Here is a 22933-nt window from a genome sequence, read left to right as displayed (position 1 = left end):
CTGTGCCTGAAGACGTGAATCTTGAGACGTACAACGCTGACGTGCTCACCGAGGAACCCGCCGACGCAGTGACCGATCTGCACAAGCCGGCCGTCCCTGCTCCGGCTCCGGCGCCCCGCGTCGAAACCCAGCAGGACCTCAGCGCCGAGATCAAGGCGCTCGGAGAGGCCTACGCCGAGGCCCTGAAAAACGGTGCGCCGAAGGAAACCCAGCCGCGGCTGGACTTTGCGCCCTACCGCAGCAGCATCCTGCGCCACCCCACAAAGAGCCTGCACCATGCGGACCCGGAGACCATCGAGCTGCATTCCCCGGCGTTCGGCCACCAGGACGTGCACGCCCTGGAGTCGGACCTGACCATTCAGCACAACGGCGAGCCGCAGGGCGAACGCATCATCGTCGCGGGCCGTGTGCTGGACGGCGACGGCCGTCCCGTGGCTGGCCAGCTGGTGGAAATTTGGCAGGCCAACTCTTCCGGCCGCTACATCCACAAGCGCGACCAGCACCCTGCACCGCTGGACCCCAACTTCACCGGGGTGGGCCGCTGCATCACCGGCCCGGACGGCTCCTACCGCTTCACCACGATCAAGCCCGGCGCCTACCCGTGGAAAAACCACCTCAACGCCTGGCGGCCCGCGCATATCCACTTCTCGCTGTTCGGCACGGAGTTCACCCAGCGGATCGTCACGCAGATGTACTTCCCGGGCGACCAGCTCTTCCCGCTGGACCCGATTTACCAGTCGATCGTGGACCAGGATGCCCGCGACCGCCTCGTGGCCACTTACGACCACGACCTGACCCAGCCCGAATGGGCGCTCGGCTACAACTGGGACATCGTCCTGACGGGCTCCAAGCGGACCTGGACCGAAAACGAGGCACTGGGCGCGGAAGGCGACGACCATGAGTAAACTCACCGCAACTCCCGCACAGACCGTGGGCCCGTTCTACGGCTATGCGCTGCCCTACGAGAAGGACCGCGAACTGCTGGCGCCGGGCTCCCCGGGCTCCATCCGCCTGCAGGGCACCGTGTACGACGGCGCCGGGCACCCCATCCCGGACGCCATCCTGGAAATCTGGCAGCCGGACTCCGAGGGCAACATCGTCAGCAAGACCGGCTCCCTGGTCCGCGACGGCTACACGTTCACCGGCTGGGGACGCAGCGCCGTCGGCAACACCGGGATGTACACCTTCACCACCGTGAATCCGGGCTCTACGGCACCAGGGGCGGCTGCGTTTATCTCCGTCGCCGTCTTTGCCCGCGGCCTCATGAACCGCCTCTTCACACGGATTTACCTGCCGGAGAACGAGGAAGCGCTGGCCGCTGACCCGCTGCTGTCCTCGCTGGACCCCGAACGCCGCAAGACCCTGATTGCCCGCCGCGACGCAGATGGCGGCCTCACCTTCGACATCCGCCTCCAGGGCGATGGCGAAACCGTCTTCCTCGACTTCGAGGGAACCGGAATCGGGGGCACCGCACAATGACCACCTTCCAGCCAGCCGCCGGCTATGGCGACGTCGGGCTGCTCAGTCCCGTCTCGGCGTCGCCTCTCGTGGCGGCGCTGACAGGCGACCGCGCCGTCCTGGCGGCTATCCTGGCCGTCGAGGCCGGCTGGGCCGCGGTGCTGGAAAAGCACGATCTCGCTCCCGCCGGCTCCGCCGCCGTCGTGGCCCACGCGGCCGACGCCTCCCGGTACGATCCTGCCGATATTGCCCGGCGGGCGCAGGGCGGCGGCAACCCGGTCATTCCGTTGCTGGCGGACCTCCGCGCCCAGGTCAAGGCCGTGGACACGGAGGGTGTTGGTGCGCTGCGCGCCGTCCACACCTCGCTCACCAGCCAGGACGTGCTGGATACGGCCCTCATGCTGGTGGCCCGCAACACCGTTGGGGCGCTGCTCGCGGACGTGAAAGGCACGACGGCGGCGCTCGCCCGCCTGGCAGAGCAGCATGCGGAGACGCTGTGCGTGGGCAGGAGCCTGACGCAGCATTCGCTGCCGTTCACGTTCGGGCTCAAGGCAGCCCAGTGGTTCTCCGGGCTGGCCGCCGCGGCCCGCAGGCTCGAGGCACTGAACCTGCCGGTGCAGACCGGCGGCGCGGCCGGAACGCTGGCCGCGGGCACCGTGCTGGCCTCCGGCTCGGCCACGGACCCGTTCCGCTTGTCGGACGATCTTGCCGGCCAGCTGGGACTCGCTGCCGCACCGGCGCCGTGGCACACCAACCGGCTCGCCGTCACCTCGCTGGGGGACGCGCTGGCTGCCGTGGTGGACGCGTCCGGCAAGATGGCCGCGGACGTGCTGTTCCTGAGCCGACCCGAGGTGGCCGAAGTGGCCGAGCCCCGGGCTCCTGGCCGCGGAGTTTCCTCCGCCATGCCGCAGAAACAGAACCCGGTGCTGTCCGTGCTGGTCCGCAGTGCCGCTCTCCAGGCCCCCGCCCTGGCCGCCCAGCTGCACCTTGCCGCGGCCATCTTCAACGACGAACGCCCCGACGGTGCCTGGCACAGCGAATGGCCTGCTCTGCGCCAGCTGCTCGCCCTGGCCCTGGGTGCCGCCGGCCACGTCCGCGAACTGGCCGAAGGGCTGCAGGTCTTCCCGGAGGGCATGCGCCGCAACCTGGACCTGTCCGGGCCCCTGCTCCTGAGTGAGGGCGTGTCCGCCGCGGTGGCACCGCTTCTTCCCGCTGGCGGAACCGGCGCTGAAGGATCCGGCGTGGACGGATCCGGGGTGGACGGAAAGCAGCAGCTGCAGGCCGTCGTCGACCGGACCCTGCAGGCCCCTGCGGCGGAACAGGCGGACACCTACCGGCGGCTCCTCCGCGAGGCCGTCCCGGCGGACCGGCTCTCCGACGCCCGGTTGGAGGAACTACTCAACCCTGCCAGCTACCTCGGCCAGGCGGCGGAGATTTCGCGGCGGATCCTGGCCGCCTACCCGGACTTTGCGCCTACTTCAACCGAAACAGACGGAAACGGAGATTCCCGTGGCTAAACCAGCAGTGAAGGCAGTGCTGCTTTCCCCCCAGCGAACGCTGGGGGACAAACCGCTCCTGATTGTCGGACCGTCGCTCGGCACATCCTCGATGCTGTGGGCCCAGACCGGTTCACTCCTTGGCAACGAGTACGACGTCGCAGCCTGGGACCTTCCCGGGCACGGCGTCTCTCCAGCCGCCGCTGAGACGTTCAGCGTCGCGGACCTGGCGGACGCCGTCGTCGAGCTTGTCGACTCGATTGCCCCCGGCGAGAAGTTCCACTACGCCGGCGTGTCCCTGGGCGGGGCCACCGGCCTGCAGCTGGGCATCAAGCACGCGGACCGGCTGAAGAGCCTCTCCGTGCAGTGCTCCGGCGCCAAGCTCGGCACCCCCGAGGGCTGGCTGGAACGCGCCGAGACCGTCCGCAGCCAGGGCACTCCGGTGATGATCCAGGGCTCTGCCGAGCGCTGGTTCGCGCCCGGGTTCATGGACCGCGAACCGGAACTCAGCAGCAGGCTGCTGCACGCCCTGCGCGACGCCGACCGCTTCAGCTACGCCTTCTGCTGCGAGGCCCTCGCCGGCTTTGATGTCCGGGACCAGCTGGGCAGCATCACTGTTCCGACGCAGGTGGTGGCTGGCGCCCTGGATGGTGTGGCACCGCCGTCGTTCGCTGAAGAAGTGGCGGCCGGAATCACTGCCGGCGGGGGCACCGCTTCCGCGGCCACGCTGGAAGGCGTGGCGCACTTGGCTCCGGCTGAGGCGCCTGGCCATGTGGCGGAGCTGATGCGGAGCCTCATGTCCTGGACCGAATCCCGCGGAGCAACGAAATGAGCGGCAGCCCGGCAGCCGGCGCAGCCCGCCACGGTGTTGTGCAGCCGGATGCCACCAGCCGGGAGATTTACGACGGCGGCATGGTGGTCCGGCGCGAAGTGCTCGGCGACACGCACGTGGACCGCGCCAACGCCGCCATGGATTCCTTCACCGAGGACTTCCAGGACATGATCACCCGCATCGCGTGGGGCGGCATCTGGACCCGTCCGGGCCTGCCGCGCCAGATGCGCTCCGCCGTCACCATCACCGCCATGGTGGCGCACGGGCACTGGGAAGAACTGGCCATGCACATCCGCGCCGCCATCACGAACGGTTTGAGCAGGGACGAAATCAAGGAAATCCTGCTGCAAACCGCCATCTACTGCGGAGTTCCTTCCGCCAACACCGCCTTCAAGACAGCGCAGCAGATCTTCCAGCAATTGGATCGCGCTGAAATGGACAACACCGAAATGGACAGCAATTCATGAACCAGGCTTTTGTGTACGACGCCGTGCGCACTCCTTTTGGAAAGTTCGGCTCCGGCCTCGCTGGAGTCCGCCCCGATGATCTCGCCGCGCATGTGATTAAGGAATCGGTGAGGCGTGCTCCCGGTTTGGATCCGGAGCGGATCGATGAGGTGGTGTTCGGGAACGCCAACGGTGCGGGCGAGGAGAACCGGAACATCGCCCGGATGGGAACGTTGCTGGCAGGGCTGCCGGTGTCGATCCCGGGCACCACCGTCAACCGGCTCTGCGGCTCGTCCCTGGACGCGGCGATCATCGCGTCCCGGCAGATCAACGCCGGCGACGCCGAGCTGATGCTGGTGGGCGGGGCCGAGTCGATGTCCCGTGCCCCATGGGTGCTGCCCAAGACGGAGAAGCCCTACCCGGCCGGGGACATGACCCTGGCCTCCACCACGCTGGGCTGGCGCCTGGTGAACAAGGCGATGCCCAAGGAGTGGACCATCTCCCTGGGTGAGGCCACCGAACGGCTGCGCGAGAAGTACGGCGTGACCCGGGCGCAGCAGGATGAGTTCGCCGCGGCCTCGCACAACCTGTCTGCGGCGGCGTGGGATGAGGGGTTCTATGACAACCTCGTGGCACCGGTTCCTGGCACGGACCTCGTGCGTGACGAAGGCATCCGCGCCGGTTCCTCGGCCGAAAAGCTCGCCGGGCTGAAGACCGTGTTCCGGACCGAGAACGGCGGGCCTGAGGGCGGCACCGTCACCGCAGGCAACGCGTCCCCGCTGTCCGACGGCGCGTCCGCGGCCTGGATCGGATCCGAGAACGCTTCTTCGATCCTGGGCCTGGAGCCGCTGGCCCGGATCGCCGGCCGCGGCGCGCACGCCAACGACCCCCAGTACTTCGGCTACGCCCCGGTGGAGGCTGCGAACAAGGCCCTCGCGAAGGCGGGCATCGGCTGGGACCAGGTGGGCGCCGTCGAACTTAACGAAGCGTTTGCCGCCCAGTCCCTGGCGTGCATCAATGCCTGGGGCATCGACTCCTCGATCGTGAACCGGCACGGCGGCGCGATCGCCATGGGCCACCCGCTGGGCGCGTCCGGGACCAGGATCCTGGGCACGCTGGCCCGCAGCCTGCAGGCCTCCGGTGAACGCTGGGGCGTCGCGGGGATCTGCATCGGCGTCGGGCAGGGCCTGGCCGTGGTGCTCGAAAACGTGACCGCTTCCTCCGGAAACAGCACAGGAAAGGGCTAAGCCATGCTGAACTTCGTAGATACGGTCAACGAGGCCGTCGCGGCCGTCAAGGACGGCTCCACCGTGATGATCGGCGGGTTCGGCAACGCCGGGCAGCCGTTCGAACTGATCGACGCGCTGCTGGACAGCGGCGCCACCGACCTGACCGTGGTGAACAACAACGCCGGCCAGGGCGACCAGGGCCTGGCCCTGCTCATCAAAGAGGGCCGGGTCCGCAAGATGATCTGTTCCTTCCCGCGGCAGTCCGATTCCTGGCACTTTGACGCCAAGTACAAGGCCGGGCAGATCGAGCTGGAACTCGTGCCGCAGGGCAACCTGGCCGAACGCATCCGTGCTGCCGGGGCAGGCATCGGCGGGTTCTTCACCCCCACCGGTTACGGCACCATGCTCGCCCAGGGCAAGGAAACCCGGATCATCGACGGCCGCGGCCAGGTCTTCGAGACCCCCATCCATGCCGATGTCGCGCTGATCAAGGCGCTCAAGGCCGACGGCGTGGGGAACCTGGTGTACCGCAAGACCGCCCGGAACTTCGGCCCCATCATGGCCGCCGCGGCCAAGCACACCATCGCCCAGGTGTCCGAAATCGTGCCCACGGGTTTCTTGGACCCGGAGAACGTCGTGACCCCGGGGATTTACGTCAACAGCATTGTGAAGGTGGCCTGACATGAGCCTTGTAGAAACGTCCATCCAGACGTCCGACACTCCGCTGGGCCGGGACGACCTCGCCCGGCTGGTGGCCCGCGACATCGCCCCTGGCTCCTTCGTGAACCTCGGCATCGGCCAGCCCACCCTGGTGTCGAACTACCTCGAGCCCGAGCAGAACATCACGCTCCACACCGAGAACGGCATGCTGGGCATGGGCCCGGTCGCTGAAGGGGACCAGATCGACGGCGACCTCATCAACGCCGGCAAGATCCCCGTCACCGAGCTGCCGGGCGCGTCCTACTTCCACCACGCCGACTCGTTCGCCATCATGCGCGGCGGGCACCTGGACATCTGCGTGCTGGGCGCCTTCCAGGTCTCCGCCACCGGCGACCTCGCCAACTGGCACACCGGCGCCCCGGACGCCATCCCCGCCGTGGGCGGGGCAATGGACCTGGCCACCGGGGCCAAGGACGTCTTCGTGATGATGACCCTGCTCACCCGCGACGGTGCCTCCAAGATCGTCGAAGCATGCACCTACCCGCTCACCGGCGTGGGCTGCGTGACGCGCGTCTACACGGACAAAGCCGTCTTCCTGACGGGCCCCGACGGCGTGCTGGTCCGCGAAACCTTCGGCTGCACGCTCGAAGAGCTGCAGGCCCTCGTGCCCGTCCCCCTCACCCCAGCCCCCGCCGTCGACCGCTAACCACACCACCCGTCTCCCCCTCCCGCGCGAACTGGCAGCAGATGCCTTCAAATCCGCGTTTTGCGGGCATCACCTGCCAGTTCGCGCATGGGGGGTGCGGCTTAAGTGTTCGTTCGCGCCAATAGGATTGGTAACCATGAGCGACGCAGCAGCAGGGACCGCGCCGGGGGCAAACCGCACGCCGAAGGCCGGGGCGGCACCGGCCGCGAGTGACCAGTACGTGCAGTCGCTGGCACGTGGGCTTGCCGTGATCCGGGCATTCGACAGCGACCACTCCGAAATGACCCTGACCGAGGTGGCCGCCCGCACCGATCTGACCCGGGCGACTGCACGCCGTTTCCTGCACACTCTCGTGGAGCTCGGCTACGTCCGCACCGACGGGAAGACCTTCGCGCTGACGGCCCAGGTGCTGCAGCTCGGCTACGCCTACCTGTCGGGCCTGTCCCTTCCGCAGTTGGCGCAGCCGCACCTCGAGGAGCTTTCCCTGAAGCTCGGTGAGTCCACGTCGGCGGCCGTATTGGACGGGACCGACATCGCCTACATCGCACGGGTCACGACCCGCCGGATCATGACCATCGGCATCACGGTGGGCACGAGGTTCCCCGCCTACGCCACCTCGATGGGCAGGGTGCTTCTCGCAGGCCTCCCGCCGGAGCAGCTCAAGCAATACCTGGCCGCGGCGGAGATCAAGCCGCTCACGCCCCGGGGGATCGGCACCGTGAAGGAACTTCTGGCCGTCCTCGATACGGTCCGGGCCCAGGGCTGGTGTCTGCTGGACCAGGAGCTCGAACTGGGGCTCATGTCCGTCGCCGCGCCCGTCTATCACGGCACGAAGGTGGTGGCTGCCGTCAATGTTTCGCTGCAGGCCCAGTCCGTGGCAGCCAAGCCGGACCCCGAGGCGTACCTGGATTCGGTCGGCAAGGAAATAGTGGCGACGGCTGAAAAAATCTCGGCCGACTTCTCCGCCGGCCGGTAGCAGCCCGCCCCCATTTGTGGGCAGCGGAACGCGCGGACCCTTTTGGCGCTACCGTGCCGACCAGCCCGTGGCCTCCAGCAGCCGCTGCTCAAGAACGTCCGCCATTGTCTCCGCGTAGGTTGCGCTCAAGTGGTGTCCGTCCAGGTACACGTACATGTTGCCAATCTGTGCCGGGCAGGTGGTCGCGGTGCAGAGGCTGTCGGACATGTCGAGCAGGGACAGCCCACTGATCGTCCCCGCCAGCGGGCTGAAAGCAGGCGTCTCCGGCAGGACGGACTTCCTGGGCGGGTTGCACGCCGGATCCTCGGGGCCCTTGGAGACAGCACATTCGGCCATGTTGAGCGCGAATCGGGGATTGTCGCGGATTCCCACCACGTCGATGCCCTCGGCCGTGAGGCTGCGGGCCACTTGTTCAAAGCCCGGGTTCAGCCGCTCCGCAGGTGAGGCGGTGCTTGCCGCGGTCGCCACCGTGAAAATGGCGTCGGGCTTGTGCTGCTTTATGTACTGTTCCACTTCACTGTTAAACGCGTCGCAGTAGGGTTCCAGGCCCACACCGGGAGGAGCATACACGCAGCCACCCTTAAGGATGGAGATGAGCATCCAGTTATGTTTCTTGGCAATGGGCTCCAGTGGCGCCATCCACTGTTCGGCATGTGAATTACCGACAATCAGAATTCTTTTAGCCGGTTTCTCCGGTCCGGAAGTCTGGGCGCAGGCCTTCTCGAGGAGTCCGGGGCCGGGGGCCAGATCACCTTCACATGGCTTGTCCAGGGCGGCCCAGTCCTTTGGTAACCGGTCGGCAGTCGGGAGGATTGCTGCGTCCTTGTCGGCTTTGTCGACATGGCCCGGGAGGAGCGCCTTGGATCCCGGATTATTCCGTTGGGCCTCGCGAAGAACCGCGCGGTTTTCCTCGTCCAGCACATACGTCCAGCCGCTGAGCGGGACCACGGCTACAGCGGCGGCCGCCACGACCGCGATGACCGCGCGCCGCCGCCTGACCTCCGGCCACCTCCACGCACGCCACGGCTTCTCCACGAGACGGGTGGTCAGCAGGGCGAGAATTAGGGACACGGCCACGACCGCGCTGCCGGACAACCATCCGGCTTGATCCTTGCCTGACCAGATCAAATAGATCACCAACACCGGCCAGTGCCACAGGTACAAGGCAAACGAGTTCTCGCCCAGCCCCACCAGCAGCCGCGAGCTCAGGAGCCGGTCTGCCCCGAAGCGGCTTCCGGTCTGGCCGGCGACGATAACGGCAGCCGCTGCCAGCGTGGGCCACAGCGCGACAAAGCCTGGAAACGCCGTCTGCACCTGTAGAAGCAAGCCGCAGCTAAGCATGGCCAGGACACCGATCCAACCCAGCAGAACCCGGGCCCGCCGGGAAAGATCCAGGCCCGGCAGCACCAGCGCCACGATGGAGCCGAGCGCGAATTCCCAAAGCCGGGCTCCAGTGTCGAAGTAGGCCTCGGCCTGGTTCGAGCTCGTGTAGTAGATCGAAAAGCCCAACGACACGGCGAACACGGCCGCAAATATGTAGAGCAGCAGTCCCCGGTAGTTCAGGGTGGCCGCCCGGGCGATGACTGCGGCAATGACAAAGATCAGGGGCCACAAAATGAAGATCTGGCCCTGAATGGACAGTGACCAGAAGTGCTGGAACGGGCTGGCCAGGCTATGGTCCTCCGCGTAGTAGTCCACCGCCTGTGCCTTCAGCAGCCAGTTCTGGAAATACAGGAGAGAGGACCAGCCCTGCTCGATGATGCCCAGCCACCGGGTCTTCGGAACGAACAGGAACGTTGCCAGCAGAGTGGCGGAGATGACCAGCGCTGATGCCGGAAGAAGGCGACGGAACAGATGGAGCCAGTGCCGGAGCAGATCAGCCGGCCGCTTCCGGTCAAACTTGTTCGTGAACTGCAAGGTCATCAGGAACGCGGAAATCATCAGGAAGACATCGACACCGCCGGAAACCCGGCCGAGCCACACGTGGTAGGCCACCACCATCAACACTGCCAGGGACCTCAGACCCTGAATTTCCGGTCGGAAGGAGGTCTTCTGGCGGGCCGGGACGATACTGTGTGGTTCCCGCGGTTCAGCGCGGACAGATGTGGTGGTCACGTTTACCTCTCAGGGATGCTGCCCTTCCCCCGGGGCAACCTCTAGGGTACCGAGCGGTCATTCACGCTGCCAAACCAACGGTACTTTCATTCCCGTCGTTTGAACGGCATATCGCCCGTGGCGTCTGTGATTAGCCTGAAATGTGAATGATGTACCGCCCGGCCTCCCGGGGCCATAGACTCTAGCCAACTACGTGCAGCAGCGCCGCTCCGTGAATTCTGCCCCGGGCGGGGACCCAGGGAGCGGAAGCGCCGCTGCACCCGTTGGAAGGAAGTGGCGGGTGAAGCTGGGCATCGCGCGGGAGCGCAGGGAAGGCGAACGGCGGGTCGCCGCGACGCCGGAGACCGTGAAACAGCTGGCCGGATTGGGGCTGGAGGTGCTGGTCGAGTCCCGGGCGGGGGTCTTCGCGGGGCACGGTGACGACGACTACCTGCAGGCCGGCGCCCTTGTGGTTCAGGATCTGGACCTCGGGGAACTCGATGTGTACGCCCATGTCCGTCCGCTTGAGCTTCCGACGGCGGCAGCTTTGCGCCGGGGGGCAGTCACTGTGGGACTGGCGTCGCCGTCGTCCGAACTCGCCACCGTGAGGGAACTCGCCGACGGAGGCGTCACTTCGTTCGCCCTGGAGCTCGTCCCGCGGATCTCCCGCGCCCAGTCCATGGACGCCTTGTCCTCGCAGGCGCTTGTGGCCGGCTACCGCTGTGTGCTGGAGGCGGCCATCCGGCTGCCCCGCTTCTTTCCCCTCTATATGACTGCCGCCGGAACCGTCCCGCCTGCGCGGGTGCTGGTGCTCGGCGTCGGCGTGGCCGGGCTGCAGGCCATCGGCACTGCGAAGAGGCTCGGCGCGCGTGTTTCGGCCAACGACATCCGTCCCTCCTCCGCGGAAGAAGTCACTTCGATGGGCGGCACGTTCATCAAACTGGACCTCGAGACGGCGGAGGCGTCGGGCGGTTACGCACGCGAGCTCAGCGCCGACCGCGGTGTCCTGCAGCGCCGGCTGCTGGCCCCGCACGTCGCCGAAGCGGATGTGCTGATCACGACGGCGGCCGTCCCCGGACGGCGCGCACCCCTCCTGGTGACCCGGGACATGGTGGAGGCAATGCGCCCAGGGTCGGTCGTCGTCGACCTCGCCGCGGAGTCCGGCGGCAACGTGGAGGGGTCCCTGCCGGGACGGGACGTCCAGTTCCCGACCGCCGACGGCCGGGGCGCCGTCACCGTCGTCGGCCTGAAGGACGCGCCGTCCGCCATGCCCACTGACGCCTCCCGGCTGTACGCAAAGAATGTGGCCAACCTGCTGGCCCTGATGACCCGGGGCGGCACAGTGGCGCCGGATTTCGACGACGACGTGATTGCCGGCGCGTGCCTGACGCACGACGGCGTGGTGCGGCATCCGCCCACGGCGGAGGCGCTCGCGGCCCTCGCGGCGGAAAACGAGAAGGCGTCCGAGAACGAGGGGGTGGTCTGATGGACGGCATCAGCCTGCTGACGATCACCGTGCTGGCGGTCTTCGTGGGCTTCGAAGTGGTTTCCAAAGTCTCCAGCACCCTGCACACCCCGCTGATGTCCGGCGCCAACGCCATCCACGGCATCATCCTGGTGGGCGCCATCATTGTTGCGGGCCAGGCAGCACACCCGTGGGTGCTCGCCGTCGCACTCCTCGCGGTCGTTCTCGCCACCGCGAACCTCGTGGGCGGTTTCGTAGTGACGGACCGGATGCTGGAAATGTTCCGGGGGCGCTCGGGCAAGTCGGGAAAACAGCCAGGAACATCCCGCGAAGACCAGTCCCGCGAGGGCAAGGAGAGCGTTAAATGACACTCCTTGACCCCACGCTGACGTCGCTGCTCTACCTCGTGGCGGCCGTGTTTTTCATCCTCGCCCTTAAAGGCCTGAATTCGCCGCGCACGGCACGCCGCGGCAACCTCATCGGTGCCTTTGGTGCGCTGGTCGCCGTCGTGACGGTCTTCCTTTCCGTCCGGCTGGACAATATCCCGTGGATCGTGGGCGCCATCGCCGTGGGATCCGGCGTGGCAGCTCCGGTCGCCCGCCGCGTCCAGATGACCCAGATGCCGCAGCTGGTGGCGCTCTTCAACGGTGTGGGCGGCGGTGCGGCCGCGTTGGTGGCGCTGCTCGAATTGCCCCACGCCGACGACGGCTGGACGCGCCTTGCCGTCGTCTTCACGCTGCTGGTCGGGGCGGTTTCCTTCGCCGGCTCCGCCATCACCTTCGCCAAGCTGCAGGAGCTGATGACCACCCGTCCCGTGGTTTTCCCCGGTCTGCCGGCCGTGATGGGTGCGGTGCTGCTCGCCGCGGTGGGAACCGCCGTCGCCGTCATTCTCGGCGGTTCCCTGGTGCTCGCGCTGCTGCTCCTGCTGCTCGGACTGGTGGCCGGAGTGCTGCTGGTCCTGCCAGTGGGCGGTGCAGACGTGCCGATCGTCATCTCGCTGCTGAACGCCTTCACCGGCCTGGCCGTCGCGGCCTCGGGCCTGGTGCTGGACAACGTGCTCCTGGTGGTGGCCGGCACGCTGGTGGGCGCCTCGGGTACCATCCTCACCCGGGCCATGGCGGCGGCCATGGGCCGCAGCGTCGCGGGCATCCTGTTCGGGGCGTTCCGGGGAGGTTCGACGGCGGGATCGACGGCGGTCAGCGACCGCCCCGTGCGTTCCTCCAGCGCGGAGGACGTGGCGGTGCTCCTGGGCTATGCGCAGCGGGTGATCATCGTGCCCGGGTACGGCCTCGCGGTGGCGCAGGGGCAGCACACCGCCGCCGAGCTTGCCCAGGCCCTCGAGGCCCGCGGCATCAGGGTGGACTTCGCCATCCACCCGGTAGCGGGGCGCATGCCGGGGCACATGAATGTGCTGCTTGCCGAGGCCAACGTTCCCTACGAGTCGCTCAAGGAGATGGGCGAGATCAACTCCGAGTTCCGGACCGCCGACGTCGCGCTCGTGGTGGGCGCGAACGACGTCGTCAATCCCGCCGCCAAAACGTCCGCGGGTTCGCCGATCTACGGCATGCCGATTCTCGAGGTGGCCGATGCCAGGCAGGTGGTCTTCCTGAAGCGCTCGCTGCGCCCGGGCTTCGCGGGGATCGAAAACGATCTCATGTACGAGCCGCAGACCACCCTGCTGTTCGGCGACGCCAAAGAGTCGCTGACGAAGGTGCTGGGTGCCGTCAAGGCGCTGTAGAAAGGCGCCCTCACTGAGAGCACCCGTCCGCCACCCGTCCGGCCAAGAACACGTGGTGCTCATGGCGGCAGGATTTACGAAGCATACTGCGTAAATTCAGGGAACCCGGCTACCATTTGAGTTCCGCGGCTTTGCCGCCCTCATCTGTCGAAGGACATCATGCCAGCGAACAACGCCTCCCCGCCGCAACGGGCCGCCGTGGTCATCAATCCCGCCAAGGTCGCCGCTGGCGCAGACCTCCGCGCCGCGCTGATCCGGCTGTGCGACACGCAGGGCTGGGCTGAGCCGCTGTGGCTGGAAACCACCGTTGAGGATCCCGGCGTTGGCCAGGCGCGCCAGGCGGTGGAGGCCGGGGTCGACGTCGTTATCGCCGCCGGCGGCGACGGCACCGTGCGCTGCGTGGCCGAGGTGCTCGCAGGAACTGACACTCCTCTGGGGCTGGTGCCGCTCGGAACCGGCAACCTGCTGGCCCGCAACCTCGGCGTGGACGTCAGCGACCCCGTCTCTGCAGCGTATGACGTGCTGAATGGCACGGAACGCACCGTGGACGTGGTCAGGTGCAGCTTCGACCACTCCGAGGGCGAGAGCGTGTTCCTGGTGATGGCCGGAGTGGGCTACGACGCCGCCATCATGGCGGACACGGTGGATGTCCTCAAGGACCGCATGGGCTGGCTCGCATACGTCGAAGCGGGTATCCGCAAGCTGCCTGGCAAGCCCGTCCGGGCCACCGTTCGCATGGAGGGCAAGCACCCGGTCAAGCGCCGGATCCGCAGTGTGATGATCGGTAACTGCGGCCGGCTCATGGGAGGAATAGAGATTTTCCCGGAGGCGAAGATCGATGACGGCCTCCTTGACCTGCTGGTCCTGGCCCCGCGCGGCAGGTTCGGCTGGCTGGGCGTCATCACCGGCATTTTCGGCCGCAGGAAGAACAAGAGGCAATCAGCGGAGTACTTCCAGGGCAAGAGCGCGGAGGTCACCCTGGAGCATGAGCAGGAGTTCCAGCTCGACGGCGACCACGTTGGCGCCGGAAAGCACATGGCCATCCGGCTGGAGCCGGGTGCGCTCAGGATCCGCATGTAGCGCACGGGTTTAAGTGTCGACGGCGGCGGGTCGCTCCCAGTGGGCGTCCCGCCGCCGTCTGTCTTGTCGGCGCTGCTGTATGTCGCGGCTGGTGTCAGTCCGCGAGCAGCCTGCCCCACCTTGGTGCGAGCAAGGGGGACCCGGCAAGTTTGAGGCAGTGCCACAGGGTCACAGCCACGGAATCCAGTACGGGAACACCGGTTTCGGCTTCGATTTCGGCCGCGATGTTGGCACCGTACAGGTTGGTGCACAGGTAAACGAGGGCGTCCGGCGCCGCTGCCGCCAGTTCCAGTGAACCGGGCCGCATCTCCTCGTCGGTGACCCGTGCGAAGGACTCGTTGTCGCTCAGGCCCAGGCAGCGGTGGCCCACCGTTTTGATGCCGTCCCGCTCATAGGAGGTGATGACGGCAAGGTTCACATCCTCCGTGTATGGCGTGAACAGCCCGATCCGCTCCGTGCCGAACGACCGGAACGCCTCCAGATAGGCAAGCGTGGACGTCGTGGCCGGGATACCGGTGGCCTCGGAGATCTCCCGTACCAGCTCACGGTCGTGGTCCGCTCCGAGCCAGGACCCCGAGGTGCCGTTCCAGGCAATGACGTCCACGTCCGCCGTCGCGAGGAGCCCGGCCGCATCACGCATGACGGCCGGATCGAACTGCTTATCGGAGGAGTCGTCCAGGGCTATCCGGGTCACGGGGATCCGGGTGAAGTGGATGGTGACGTCGTCCCGGTCGCCCAGGATGCGGTAGCTCTGCGGTTCAAGGCAGGTGTTGGAGGACGGCACGATCATGCCGATGCGTGTTTTGCGTGTTGCGGAAGGCATGGGTGCTCCTAAAACGTTGCGGGGACTGTCGCCGGCGTGGCAGCCGGTGCTGCCGCGTGTTCGCGGAAGCCGTTGCGGGCCACGAAGCGGCCCACCGGGCCGGGATCGTGGAAGCTGCCGGCGTCCACCACCACGCGCCCGGAGAAAACCACGACGCCAGGCCAGCCGGTGAGCCGGACGCCGTCGAACGGGGAGAAGTCCGTGCCCATGTGGAGGCTCCCGCCGTCGACCGTGCGTTCCTCGGCGGGATCGAAGATCACGAGGTCGGCGTCGAAGCCCTCGGCGATGGTCCCCTTGCCGGGAACCGCGTTGATCCGGGCGGGCCCGGCGGAGAAGACCTCAACGAAGTCCTCCACCGTGTTGCGGGGGGATCCCATCATGGCCGTGAACGTGACGGGCATCCGTGTTTCCACGCCGGGCAGGCCGTGCGGCATGGCCCGGACGTCATCGGTGCGCTCGCGCTTCTGCGAGAGGTCGTAGCAGGAATGGTCCGAGGAGACGGCGTGGATGGCGCCGTCGGCAAGGCGCTCCTTGAGGGCGGCAACGGTTTCGGTGCTCCGCATCGGCGGGCAGCAGGCATACCATTCGGGGAAGGCCGAACCGTAGACGGAATCATCGAGGGTGAGGTAGTGGGGGCACGTCTCGGAGTACGCTTCCTGGCCGCTGCTGCGGGCAGCGGTGACGAGGTCCACGGCTCCGGGGGTTGACTGGTGGACAAAGTACACGGGAGCCCGGGTGTATTCGGCCATGGCCAGGGTTTCCCTGACCGAGGTTTCCTCGGCCAGCTCCGGGCGGGTCCGGTGCAGGTGCTCGATGCCGATCCGGCCGTCGTCGGCGTGCTGTGCGGTGCAGTCCGCGATGATGGGGTCGTGTTCGGCGTGGATGTACGTGAGGCCGTCCAGCCGCACCATCTCGCGCATGACCTTGAGGATGGTGTCCCCGTCCGCCATGGTGCTGCCGCGGTTGGTGGTGTACATCTTGACCGACCGCACGCCCTCGGCCGCGAGCTGTTCGAGCTGCCACGGCACGGTCTCATCCCAGCTGACCACCGAACCATGGAGTGCGACGTCGCAGCGCGACTCCCGGGCGAGTTCTTTCTTGTTCAGCACTGCCGCCAGCGGGGTTTCCCGGGCGTCGCGGGGGATGCCGAAGTCGATGATGGTGGTGGTGCCGCCCCACAGCGCTGCGGTGGAGGTGGTCTTGTAGTCGTCCAGGGTGCGGAACCGTCCGGTCACCTGGGCCACGTGGCAGTGGCCGTCCACGCCGCCGGGGATCACGAGCCGGCCGCCGGCGTCTATGGTGCGCATGGCCTCGGGAGCCGGGTCAGAGGCGGCGACCAGCCGGACGATTTTGCCGTCATGGACGACGACGTGGGCGTTCTGGCGGCCGAAGCTGTTGACCACGGTGCCGTTGGCGACCACGAGTTCTGGGGTGTGGGACATCATTGTCCTCCTTATCGGGGGAAGCGGGTTGGACGGGCGGGCTGGGCCCTAGGTGGCAGAGGTCGTGCTGGCAGGAGCCGGGGCTGCGGCATGCGCTGCTGTCTGGGCTGCCGCCAGGGCGGCGTCGAGGTTTTCGGAAAGTCCCTTGCGGGCCTTGACCGGTGGAGGGGCGAAGGCGCCGGCGCGGTGCGGCCCGGACTGGAGCCCCACCACGGCCTCCGCCATGCGGATGCCGGCCGAAATGCCGTCCACCACCGGAACAGGAATCTGCCCCCGAAGGTCGCGGGCAAGTCCGGCGAGGGGCGCACCCGCCAGGATGACGACGTCGGCCCCGTCCTCTGCGACGGCCTGCCGGCTGAGTGCCAGCAGGGTTTCCTTGAAGTCCTGCTGCACGGAACCGATTCCGTTCAGGGACTCATTGATGGAGCGGATGGAGGCCAGCCGGCCGGCAAGGCCGAACCGCTCCACGCAATCCAGGTACCACGGCCGGATCCGGTCCGAGATGGCGATGATGGAGAAGCGGTGCCCCTGCAGGGCGGCCGCGCAGAGCGCCGCCTCCGTGATACCGATGACCGGCACGTCAGTGAGTTCCTTCAGGGCGGGCATGCCGGGATCGCCGAAGGCGGCAACCACGACTGCGTCGATGGAAGGGCAGTCGACAGGAGCGCCGTCGACATCGGTGCCGTACTCGGCAATGATCTCCGCGACGGCGCCTGCCGCGATGAGGGACTCGAAACGGGTTTCGATGTACTCCACGCCGTGGCCGGCCGTGCGGACCACCAGTTCCGTGCCCGGGGCTGCGGAGCGCAGGGCCTCGGACTCGATGAGGGCGGTGACGTCGTCGCTGATGTTGGGGTTGATGACGAGCAGTTTCATTTCTTCTTCCGATGCAGCTTAGGTTCGGTTTTCTGGAAGTCCTCGGGGAACTGCTCGCGGTACTTGCCGATGTGCGACGCCGACTGTGCGGCCGCCCGGTCCGGGTCGCCGCTGGCGATCGCATCGTAGAGGTCGCGGTGTTCCTGGATCAGCTCCGGCAGGTCGCTGACGTGGCGGAAGAGCCAGTGCATGCGTCCCTGGAGGGGTTCCAGTGCGGATTTGAGGAAGTTGTTGTCGGCAATGCCGGTGATGGCATCGTGGAATTCACTGTTGGCCCGGTGGGCTTCCATCACGGCACCCTTTGCGAGGCAAAGGTCCGCCTCGTCGAGCATGCCCTTGAGGTGGGACAGCTCCTCAGGTGTGGCGCGGACGGCGGCCAGCCGGCAGGCCAGCACCTCCAGGGACTGCCGGACATCGAACAGGTCCTCGACGTCCTTGGGGCTGAGGGTGCTGACTTCCGCGCCGCGGGCTCCCCGGTCGCTGATGAGGCCTTCCTGGCGGAGCATGCGCAGGGCTTCCCTGACAGGGAGCCGTGACACGTTGAATTCCGCGGCGAGGTCGCGTTCCACCAGCCGCGTGCCGGGAGCGTAATGCCCTTCAAAAATCCGGGTGCGGAGGGTGTCCCGGACAGCCTCGCGGAGGGGGCGTTCCTTGTCCTGGGTCTCTTCTGCGGTAAGCATGGTGCTCCATTCGGATTCTTGTATGGCTTGCACTCCCGGCGGCGGGAGGAGGCGCTGCGTGGCCGGCTTTGGATTGCCAGCTTAGACAGGAAGCCGCTTGTTGTAGTTGAGGGTCAGCACGGACACTCCCATCACGATGGCGGATCCCACGAAGTACAGCAGCGCCCAGGTGTATGAGCCGGTGGCACCGACGATCAGGCCCACGGCGATGGGTGTGACAAAGCCGGAGATGTTGCCGCTGAAGTTCATCGCACCGCCCAATACTCCGGCGTTGGTCCTGCCGCCCAGGATGGAGGGAATGCTCCAGAAGAGGCCAACCCAGCGGAGGAAGAACATGACCAGGGAGAGCAGGACGACGGCGGTGGTGGGGTCGGGCACCACGGTGACTCCGACCAGGCCGCCGATGACCACCGCACTGGAAATGCCCAGCAGCGTACGCATGACGCGATTGGCCGAGGCGCCGGCTGCCCGCCACTTGTCCGCGATGCTGCCGCCCAGGATTTCGCCGACGAAGCCGGCGCCAAAGATCACGAACGTGGACCAGCCAATGGTCTTCAGGTCAAAGCCCTTGGCCTGCGCCAGATAGAGCGGACCCCACGTCAGGAGGCCGTAAAAGACGCCGTTGAAGCCGAGCCAGCCAAAGCACATGGCCCAGAAGGACCGGAACTTCAGGTAGGGAAGCAGGGCGCGCTTGCCCTTGCTGCCGTCCAGCTCAGCCTCCGCATCCTCTGCTGCATGGGAGGCTTCGATGTAGCTGGCCTCGGCATCGTTGACGCCGCGGTGCTCGCGGGGGTTGTCCCTGACGTACCACCACACGGCCAATCCCATGAGGACCGTGGCGGCACCGGCGATGATGAAGGCCATGCGCCAGCTGCCGGTGGAGGCAATCAGGCCTGCGATGATGATGCCGCCGAGACCTGCGCCCAGCGGAGCGCCGGCATCCAGGATGGTGGCACCGCGGCCGCGTTCGGACTTGTGCATCCAGATGGCATTGAGCTTTCCGCCAGCCGGCATGACGCCGGCCTCGGTGACGCCGATGCCCATCCGGGCGATGAACATGCTCAGGAATCCGCCGGCCAAGCCGGAGGCGGCCGTTGCCGCGCCCCAGCCGACACACGATGCGGTCATGACCTTGCGCGGGCCGAACTTGTCGATCAGCCAGCCCACGGGAATCTGCATCAGGGCGTATGTCCAGAAGAAGGCGGACAGGAGCAGGCCGACCAGCTCCGGTGCAAGGTTGAATTCCTTCTGGATGATGGGAAGCGCCACGGAAATGGACCCGCGGTCGATGTAGTTCACGGCGACAAGCACCAGTAGGAGCAGGAAGAGCTTCCAGCGGACGGTGGTGCGCCGTTGCACGCCGTCCTTGCCGGGTTCGTGGCCAGCGGAGGCTTCTGTGGTGCCTTGAGCCTCTGTAGTCGCTGTTTCGGTATTGGGGATAGACACGGCTTCTCCTTTACAGGGAAGTTTACGGACAGGGAAACGGTCTTGATGATTCGGATAAGCGGCCGCGGGTTGAGCGGCGGAAAACTTTAAGCGGGCCTGTAGTGGCATTCCGGAAGCGCCTTGCGCTGATTTTTGGGATCCCGTTTTGGGATCCCAAAATCTAAGTTAGAAGTGACCTGGCCCACTGTCAAGGGTTTTGGCGAAGTTGAGCCGGATGGCCGCTAATCACCGATTGTGACTGCCGTTTGGGGCTACGACCCCGCCGGTACCGGATCCGCATCCGGTTCAGTCGTGGATGAGGGCACGTGGGCCAGGATCTCGGCGAGCTCCGCGAGCCTGTGCGCCCGGGCGGATTCTGCGGGCGTGAACGGTTCCCCGGGGCGGTAGAAGGTGATGGGGCCGTGCCAGGCAGTGGGGATTTTAAGGAGCGTGCCGGCGTCGTTCGTTTCCCCGGGAATCCGGGCGGTTTCCGACCCCGGATCAAGTATCCGGGCGGACAGTAGCTCCGCCACGGCCAGCGGAAGTTCATCGGGCGTTGCCGCGATACGGGCAGCCAGGCTCAGCGCCTTGGTCTGGCCGTCGGCCATCGCCAAGGCGGTGGTCGGCCACACCTGCGACTGCCTGCCGCCGCCGTCCGCCAGTGCGTCAAGCAGCTGGCGCTCGCTGAGTTCACCGGGGGCTGACAGCACGAACTCATCCATCACTCCGCCGCGCACCGGGTGGACGTGGATGCTCAGGATGTTGGTGTCGAGCAGCTCCAGTGACCGTGTGATCTTCTTCAGGGAACCGGGCTGGTCCCGCAGGATGGTCCGTGCCCGCCACAGGGCGGGGGCGGTGCCCAGCCGACGCCGATGCCGCAGCGCCGGAGCGTGCAGCCAGCGGCGCAGGATGCGTGCCGCGGACGGCTCCGCCACCCAGATCACCAGGACGGTGGCCGTGAGCGTCAGGACCAGCACCTTCGCCACATAGGGCAGGTGCGTCTGCACCACCAGGGCGTGCACCAGCAGTTCGATGGGAAGCATCACGGCAACGTTGGCCGCCGTGAGGCGGGACTTTGGAGGCTCGGGCATCTGCCCGCAGACTTCGCAGCTCAGGTCAGCCGTGGCAGGGGCCGGTGCTTTGGGCTTCATGGTTGCATCCTGCCGTGCCGGTGTTACGGATGCATTGCCCCGGCGTTCCGAACGGGGGAACGAATGGTTTTGTGCCGCTGGATTGCGGTTTCCCGGCACATCTGGTCAGGCATATCGGCCGAATCTAGACTGAAGGGACCAACGTGCGGAGCTTCCGTACAACGGCCAGCTCGCACGGAATATCACCCAATTCCGGAGAGCATCATGCGCCTCAGTACAAAAAATTCAGGTTCCGCACGCCGTCGTGCAGCCGCCGGTCTGGCCGCCCTCGCGGCTCTTCTCGTCCCGGCTCCGCTCGCACCGGCCGCATCGGCCACCGGGGACAACTCCAGGGACAGGCTCCCGGTCATTGTCCTTCCCGGCGCCAAGGGGGCGGAAGGCATTGCCGCCGGCGAAGGCAGCACTTTCTATGCCGGTGACCTCGCCACGGGAGACATTTTCCGGGGTGACATCCGCAAGGGAACTGCCAAGAAGTTCATCGATGTGCCTGACGGCAGGGTTGCCGCGGGAATGAAGGCGGACAACGAGAATGACCTCCTCTTCGTGGCCGGGGGCCCCTCCGGCAAGGCCTATGTGTATGACACGGACCACCGGAGGACCGTCAAGACGATCCAGCTGACGTGGAAGGCGGCCTTCATCAATGACGTCGCGCTCACCGACCGCGGCGCGTGGTTCACCAACTCGCGGCAGGCCGAGCTTTACTTCGTGCCCGTTGGCGACGAAGGCAAACTCGGCACGGTCCGGACGCTGAAACTGACGGGGCCTGCCGCTGATACAGCCGATCAGTTCAACCTGAACGGCATCGCCAGCGCGCGGAATGATCGCACCTTGGTGGTGGCCCACTCCGGCAACAAGGCCCTGTACACCGTCAACCCCAGGACCGGAGCGAGCGCCCAGATCAAGGGCCTGACCCTCCCGAATGTCGACGGCATCGTGGTGAAGGGCAGGACCATCTGGGCCGTCCAGAACTTCTCCAACCAGATCAGCCGCGTCTCCGTGGATTTCCGGGCGCTCTCAGGAAGCGTCAGGGAGGTTATCAAGAACAGGAACTTCAACATTCCGACGACGGCCGCCCTGTTTGGGAATAAGCTCGCCGCAGTGAACGCGAAGTTCATGGTCCCGAACGCGAAGACGTTCGAGGTGGTCGTGGTCAAGGCCCGTTCCTAGCGTGCGCGGACCGCTCAGACGGGGCCGGATCCGAAGAGCCGCCAGCCGCCGTCGGGCTTAACATCGGTCCATGGAAGCCATAACCATCATCGGCGGAGGCATTGCCGGCCTTGCACTCGCGGCAGGGCTCGACCCGGACCGCTTCGACGTGACCATCCACGAGCAGCGGCCCGGCCTGCCGACGGTGGAAACTTCCCTCGCCATGTGGCCGGAGGCGCAGGGCGCCTTGGCCGTTCTGGGGATCCTTCCGGAGATCAGGGCAGTTGGCGCCACCTTTGGCGGGATGGCCCTGCGGGATGCCGCCGGTGACGCGTGGATATCACCGGAAGTCCGCGGGGTGTTGGGTGTGTCCCGGGCAGACCTGATCAGGCTCCTGGACGCCGCCGTACCCAGGAACGTGCGCCGGGCGGAGGGCAAGGTGGAAGATATCCCCGCCACTGGACCGCTGGCCGCCGGCCTGCTGGTCGGCGCCGACGGTGTCCACAGCGTGGTCCGCCGCGCATTCTGGGGTCCAGGGGCCAACGCCAGACCGACGCCCTACGTGGCGCTGCGCGGTGTTCTTCCCGTGCCCGTTGAGGCGAAGGCCGGCGGTGAGTATTGGGGGCGCGGGCAGCTCTTTGGCATCACCCCGGCCTCCAGCGGCAGGACGTACTGGTATGCCTCCTTCCGCTCGGAACTCGGACCGGCAGGTGTCGGGGCGGCTGAAGCGCTGGCGCGTGCACGGGAACGGTTCGCCGACGGCGCTCCGGCCGTCAGGAACGTGCTGGAGCAGGCCACGCCGGAATCAACGCTCGCGCAGCGGATCTGGACAGCTCCGGACCTCGGCAGCTTCACGCGGCCTGGCGCTGTCCTCGTTGGCGACGCGGCGCACGGGATGACGCCCAACCTGGGCCGCGGGGCGTGCGAAGCCCTCGTCGACGCCGTGACGCTGGCCGAACTCCTCAACACCAGGCCGGTGGGCGAGGCCCTTAGGGAATACAACAGACAGAGGCTGCTCCGGACCCGGCTGCTGCGGGTGGCCTCCTCCGCGATGACGCGTCTGGCTCTCGCCGAACGGGCACAGCCGCTGCGCGACCGGCTGCTCCGGCTCGCGGCCCGGTAGGCGCGCCGGCACAGCAAACCGGCACGAAAAGCAGGCGGGCCCGCCCCAGCGGGACAGGCGGTCAGCGGGGAGGCGGACGACGGCGGT

The 22933-nt window shown here is 67.1% G+C and carries 22 protein-coding genes; 15 read left to right on the top strand and 7 right to left on the bottom strand.

Annotation, left to right across the window (positions count from 1 at the left end):
* Window positions 1-2: 2 nt before the first annotated feature.
* From pcaH to AC6CH3_RS08090, 9 genes are all read left to right on the top strand, one after another.
* On the top strand, window positions 3-905 hold the full coding sequence (gene pcaH / locus AC6CH3_RS08130; RefSeq protein WP_498131956.1) for a protocatechuate 3,4-dioxygenase subunit beta: 903 nt from the start codon (window positions 3-5) through the stop codon (window positions 903-905).
* Window positions 898-1479, top strand: a complete 582-nt coding sequence (gene pcaG / locus AC6CH3_RS08125; RefSeq protein WP_498131955.1) for a protocatechuate 3,4-dioxygenase subunit alpha — start codon at window positions 898-900, stop codon at window positions 1477-1479. Before pcaH ends, pcaG begins: the two co-directional genes overlap by 8 nt.
* A complete protein-coding gene (locus AC6CH3_RS08120) occupies window positions 1476-2975 on the top strand; it encodes a lyase family protein (RefSeq protein ID WP_498131954.1) in 1500 nt (499 codons plus the stop codon). The genes pcaG and AC6CH3_RS08120 overlap by 4 nt, the downstream gene beginning before the upstream one ends.
* A complete protein-coding gene (locus AC6CH3_RS08115; protein ID WP_498131953.1) occupies window positions 2968-3786 on the top strand; it encodes an alpha/beta fold hydrolase in 819 nt (272 codons plus the stop codon). Before AC6CH3_RS08120 ends, AC6CH3_RS08115 begins: the two co-directional genes overlap by 8 nt.
* On the top strand, window positions 3783-4253 hold the full coding sequence (gene pcaC, locus AC6CH3_RS08110; protein ID WP_498131952.1) for a 4-carboxymuconolactone decarboxylase: 471 nt from the start codon (window positions 3783-3785) through the stop codon (window positions 4251-4253). The genes AC6CH3_RS08115 and pcaC overlap by 4 nt, the downstream gene beginning before the upstream one ends.
* The gene (locus tag AC6CH3_RS08105; RefSeq protein ID WP_498131951.1) at window positions 4250-5479 is read left to right on the top strand and encodes a thiolase family protein; all 1230 of its coding nucleotides are present in this window, start codon (window positions 4250-4252) and stop codon (window positions 5477-5479) included. The genes pcaC and AC6CH3_RS08105 overlap by 4 nt, the downstream gene beginning before the upstream one ends.
* A 3-nt stretch (window positions 5480-5482) precedes the next feature.
* A complete protein-coding gene (locus AC6CH3_RS08100) occupies window positions 5483-6142 on the top strand; it encodes a 3-oxoacid CoA-transferase subunit A (RefSeq protein WP_498131950.1) in 660 nt (219 codons plus the stop codon).
* Between the two features lies 1 nt (window position 6143).
* The gene (locus AC6CH3_RS08095) at window positions 6144-6827 is read left to right on the top strand and encodes a 3-oxoacid CoA-transferase subunit B (RefSeq protein WP_498131949.1); all 684 of its coding nucleotides are present in this window, start codon (window positions 6144-6146) and stop codon (window positions 6825-6827) included.
* Window positions 6828-6963: 136 nt separating this feature from the next.
* Entirely contained in the window at window positions 6964-7803 is an 840-nt protein-coding gene (locus AC6CH3_RS08090) for an IclR family transcriptional regulator domain-containing protein (protein ID WP_498131948.1), read from the top strand.
* Between the two features lie 48 nt (window positions 7804-7851).
* Here the strand turns inward: AC6CH3_RS08090 and AC6CH3_RS08085 are convergent, their stop codons facing one another.
* Window positions 7852-9918 carry an acyltransferase family protein gene (locus tag AC6CH3_RS08085; RefSeq protein ID WP_498131947.1) on the bottom strand — a complete coding sequence of 689 codons (2067 nt, stop codon included), beginning with the start codon at window positions 9916-9918 and terminating at the stop codon, window positions 7852-7854.
* Between the two features lie 280 nt (window positions 9919-10198).
* On the opposite strand from AC6CH3_RS08085, the gene AC6CH3_RS08080 reads away from it, so the two are divergent.
* The 4 genes from AC6CH3_RS08080 to AC6CH3_RS08065 all read left to right on the top strand — a co-directional run bounded on the left by AC6CH3_RS08080 (window position 10199) and on the right by AC6CH3_RS08065 (window position 14180).
* Window positions 10199-11383 carry a Re/Si-specific NAD(P)(+) transhydrogenase subunit alpha gene (locus tag AC6CH3_RS08080; protein ID WP_498131946.1) on the top strand — a complete coding sequence of 395 codons (1185 nt, stop codon included), beginning with the start codon at window positions 10199-10201 and terminating at the stop codon, window positions 11381-11383.
* Window positions 11383-11730 (top strand): NAD(P) transhydrogenase subunit alpha part 2, encoded by a 348-nt coding sequence (locus AC6CH3_RS08075; RefSeq protein ID WP_498131945.1) that lies wholly within the window; start codon window positions 11383-11385, stop codon window positions 11728-11730. The genes AC6CH3_RS08080 and AC6CH3_RS08075 overlap by 1 nt, the downstream gene beginning before the upstream one ends.
* Window positions 11727-13100 (top strand): NAD(P)(+) transhydrogenase (Re/Si-specific) subunit beta, encoded by a 1374-nt coding sequence (locus AC6CH3_RS08070; protein WP_498131944.1) that lies wholly within the window; start codon window positions 11727-11729, stop codon window positions 13098-13100. The genes AC6CH3_RS08075 and AC6CH3_RS08070 overlap by 4 nt, the downstream gene beginning before the upstream one ends.
* A gap of 159 nt (window positions 13101-13259) precedes the next feature.
* Window positions 13260-14180 (top strand): diacylglycerol/lipid kinase family protein, encoded by a 921-nt coding sequence (locus AC6CH3_RS08065; RefSeq protein WP_498131943.1) that lies wholly within the window; start codon window positions 13260-13262, stop codon window positions 14178-14180.
* A 94-nt stretch (window positions 14181-14274) separates the two neighbouring features.
* Here the strand turns inward: AC6CH3_RS08065 and AC6CH3_RS08060 are convergent, their stop codons facing one another.
* From AC6CH3_RS08060 to AC6CH3_RS08035, 6 genes are all read right to left on the bottom strand, one after another.
* Entirely contained in the window at window positions 14275-15003 is a 729-nt protein-coding gene (locus AC6CH3_RS08060) for a maleate cis-trans isomerase family protein (RefSeq protein WP_498131942.1), read from the bottom strand.
* Window positions 15004-15011: 8 nt separating this feature from the next.
* Window positions 15012-16445, bottom strand: a complete 1434-nt coding sequence (locus tag AC6CH3_RS08055; protein WP_498131941.1) for an amidohydrolase family protein — start codon at window positions 16443-16445, stop codon at window positions 15012-15014.
* A 48-nt stretch (window positions 16446-16493) separates the two neighbouring features.
* Window positions 16494-17321, bottom strand: a complete 828-nt coding sequence (locus AC6CH3_RS08050) for an aspartate/glutamate racemase family protein (RefSeq protein ID WP_498131940.1) — start codon at window positions 17319-17321, stop codon at window positions 16494-16496.
* Window positions 17318-18001, bottom strand: coding sequence for a GntR family transcriptional regulator (locus tag AC6CH3_RS08045; protein ID WP_498131939.1), 684 nt, complete (start codon window positions 17999-18001; stop codon window positions 17318-17320). Before AC6CH3_RS08045 ends, AC6CH3_RS08050 begins: the two co-directional genes overlap by 4 nt.
* 81 nt (window positions 18002-18082) lie before the next feature.
* On the bottom strand, window positions 18083-19447 hold the full coding sequence (locus AC6CH3_RS08040) for an MFS transporter (protein WP_498131938.1): 1365 nt from the start codon (window positions 19445-19447) through the stop codon (window positions 18083-18085).
* 251 nt (window positions 19448-19698) lie between these two features.
* Window positions 19699-20577 (bottom strand): amino acid-binding protein, encoded by an 879-nt coding sequence (locus AC6CH3_RS08035; protein WP_498131937.1) that lies wholly within the window; start codon window positions 20575-20577, stop codon window positions 19699-19701.
* A 204-nt stretch (window positions 20578-20781) separates the two neighbouring features.
* On the opposite strand from AC6CH3_RS08035, the gene AC6CH3_RS08030 reads away from it, so the two are divergent.
* A complete protein-coding gene (locus AC6CH3_RS08030) occupies window positions 20782-21744 on the top strand; it encodes an SMP-30/gluconolactonase/LRE family protein (RefSeq protein ID WP_498131936.1) in 963 nt (320 codons plus the stop codon).
* A 70-nt stretch (window positions 21745-21814) separates the two neighbouring features.
* Window positions 21815-22846 (top strand): FAD-dependent monooxygenase, encoded by a 1032-nt coding sequence (locus AC6CH3_RS08025; protein ID WP_498131935.1) that lies wholly within the window; start codon window positions 21815-21817, stop codon window positions 22844-22846.
* Window positions 22847-22933: the final 87 nt, after the last annotated feature.

It is taken from the genome of Arthrobacter sp. GQ119 (genome assembly GCF_059759125.1).
Note: the sequence above shows the minus strand (reverse complement) of the source record. Positions and strands in the feature narration are given on the sequence as shown.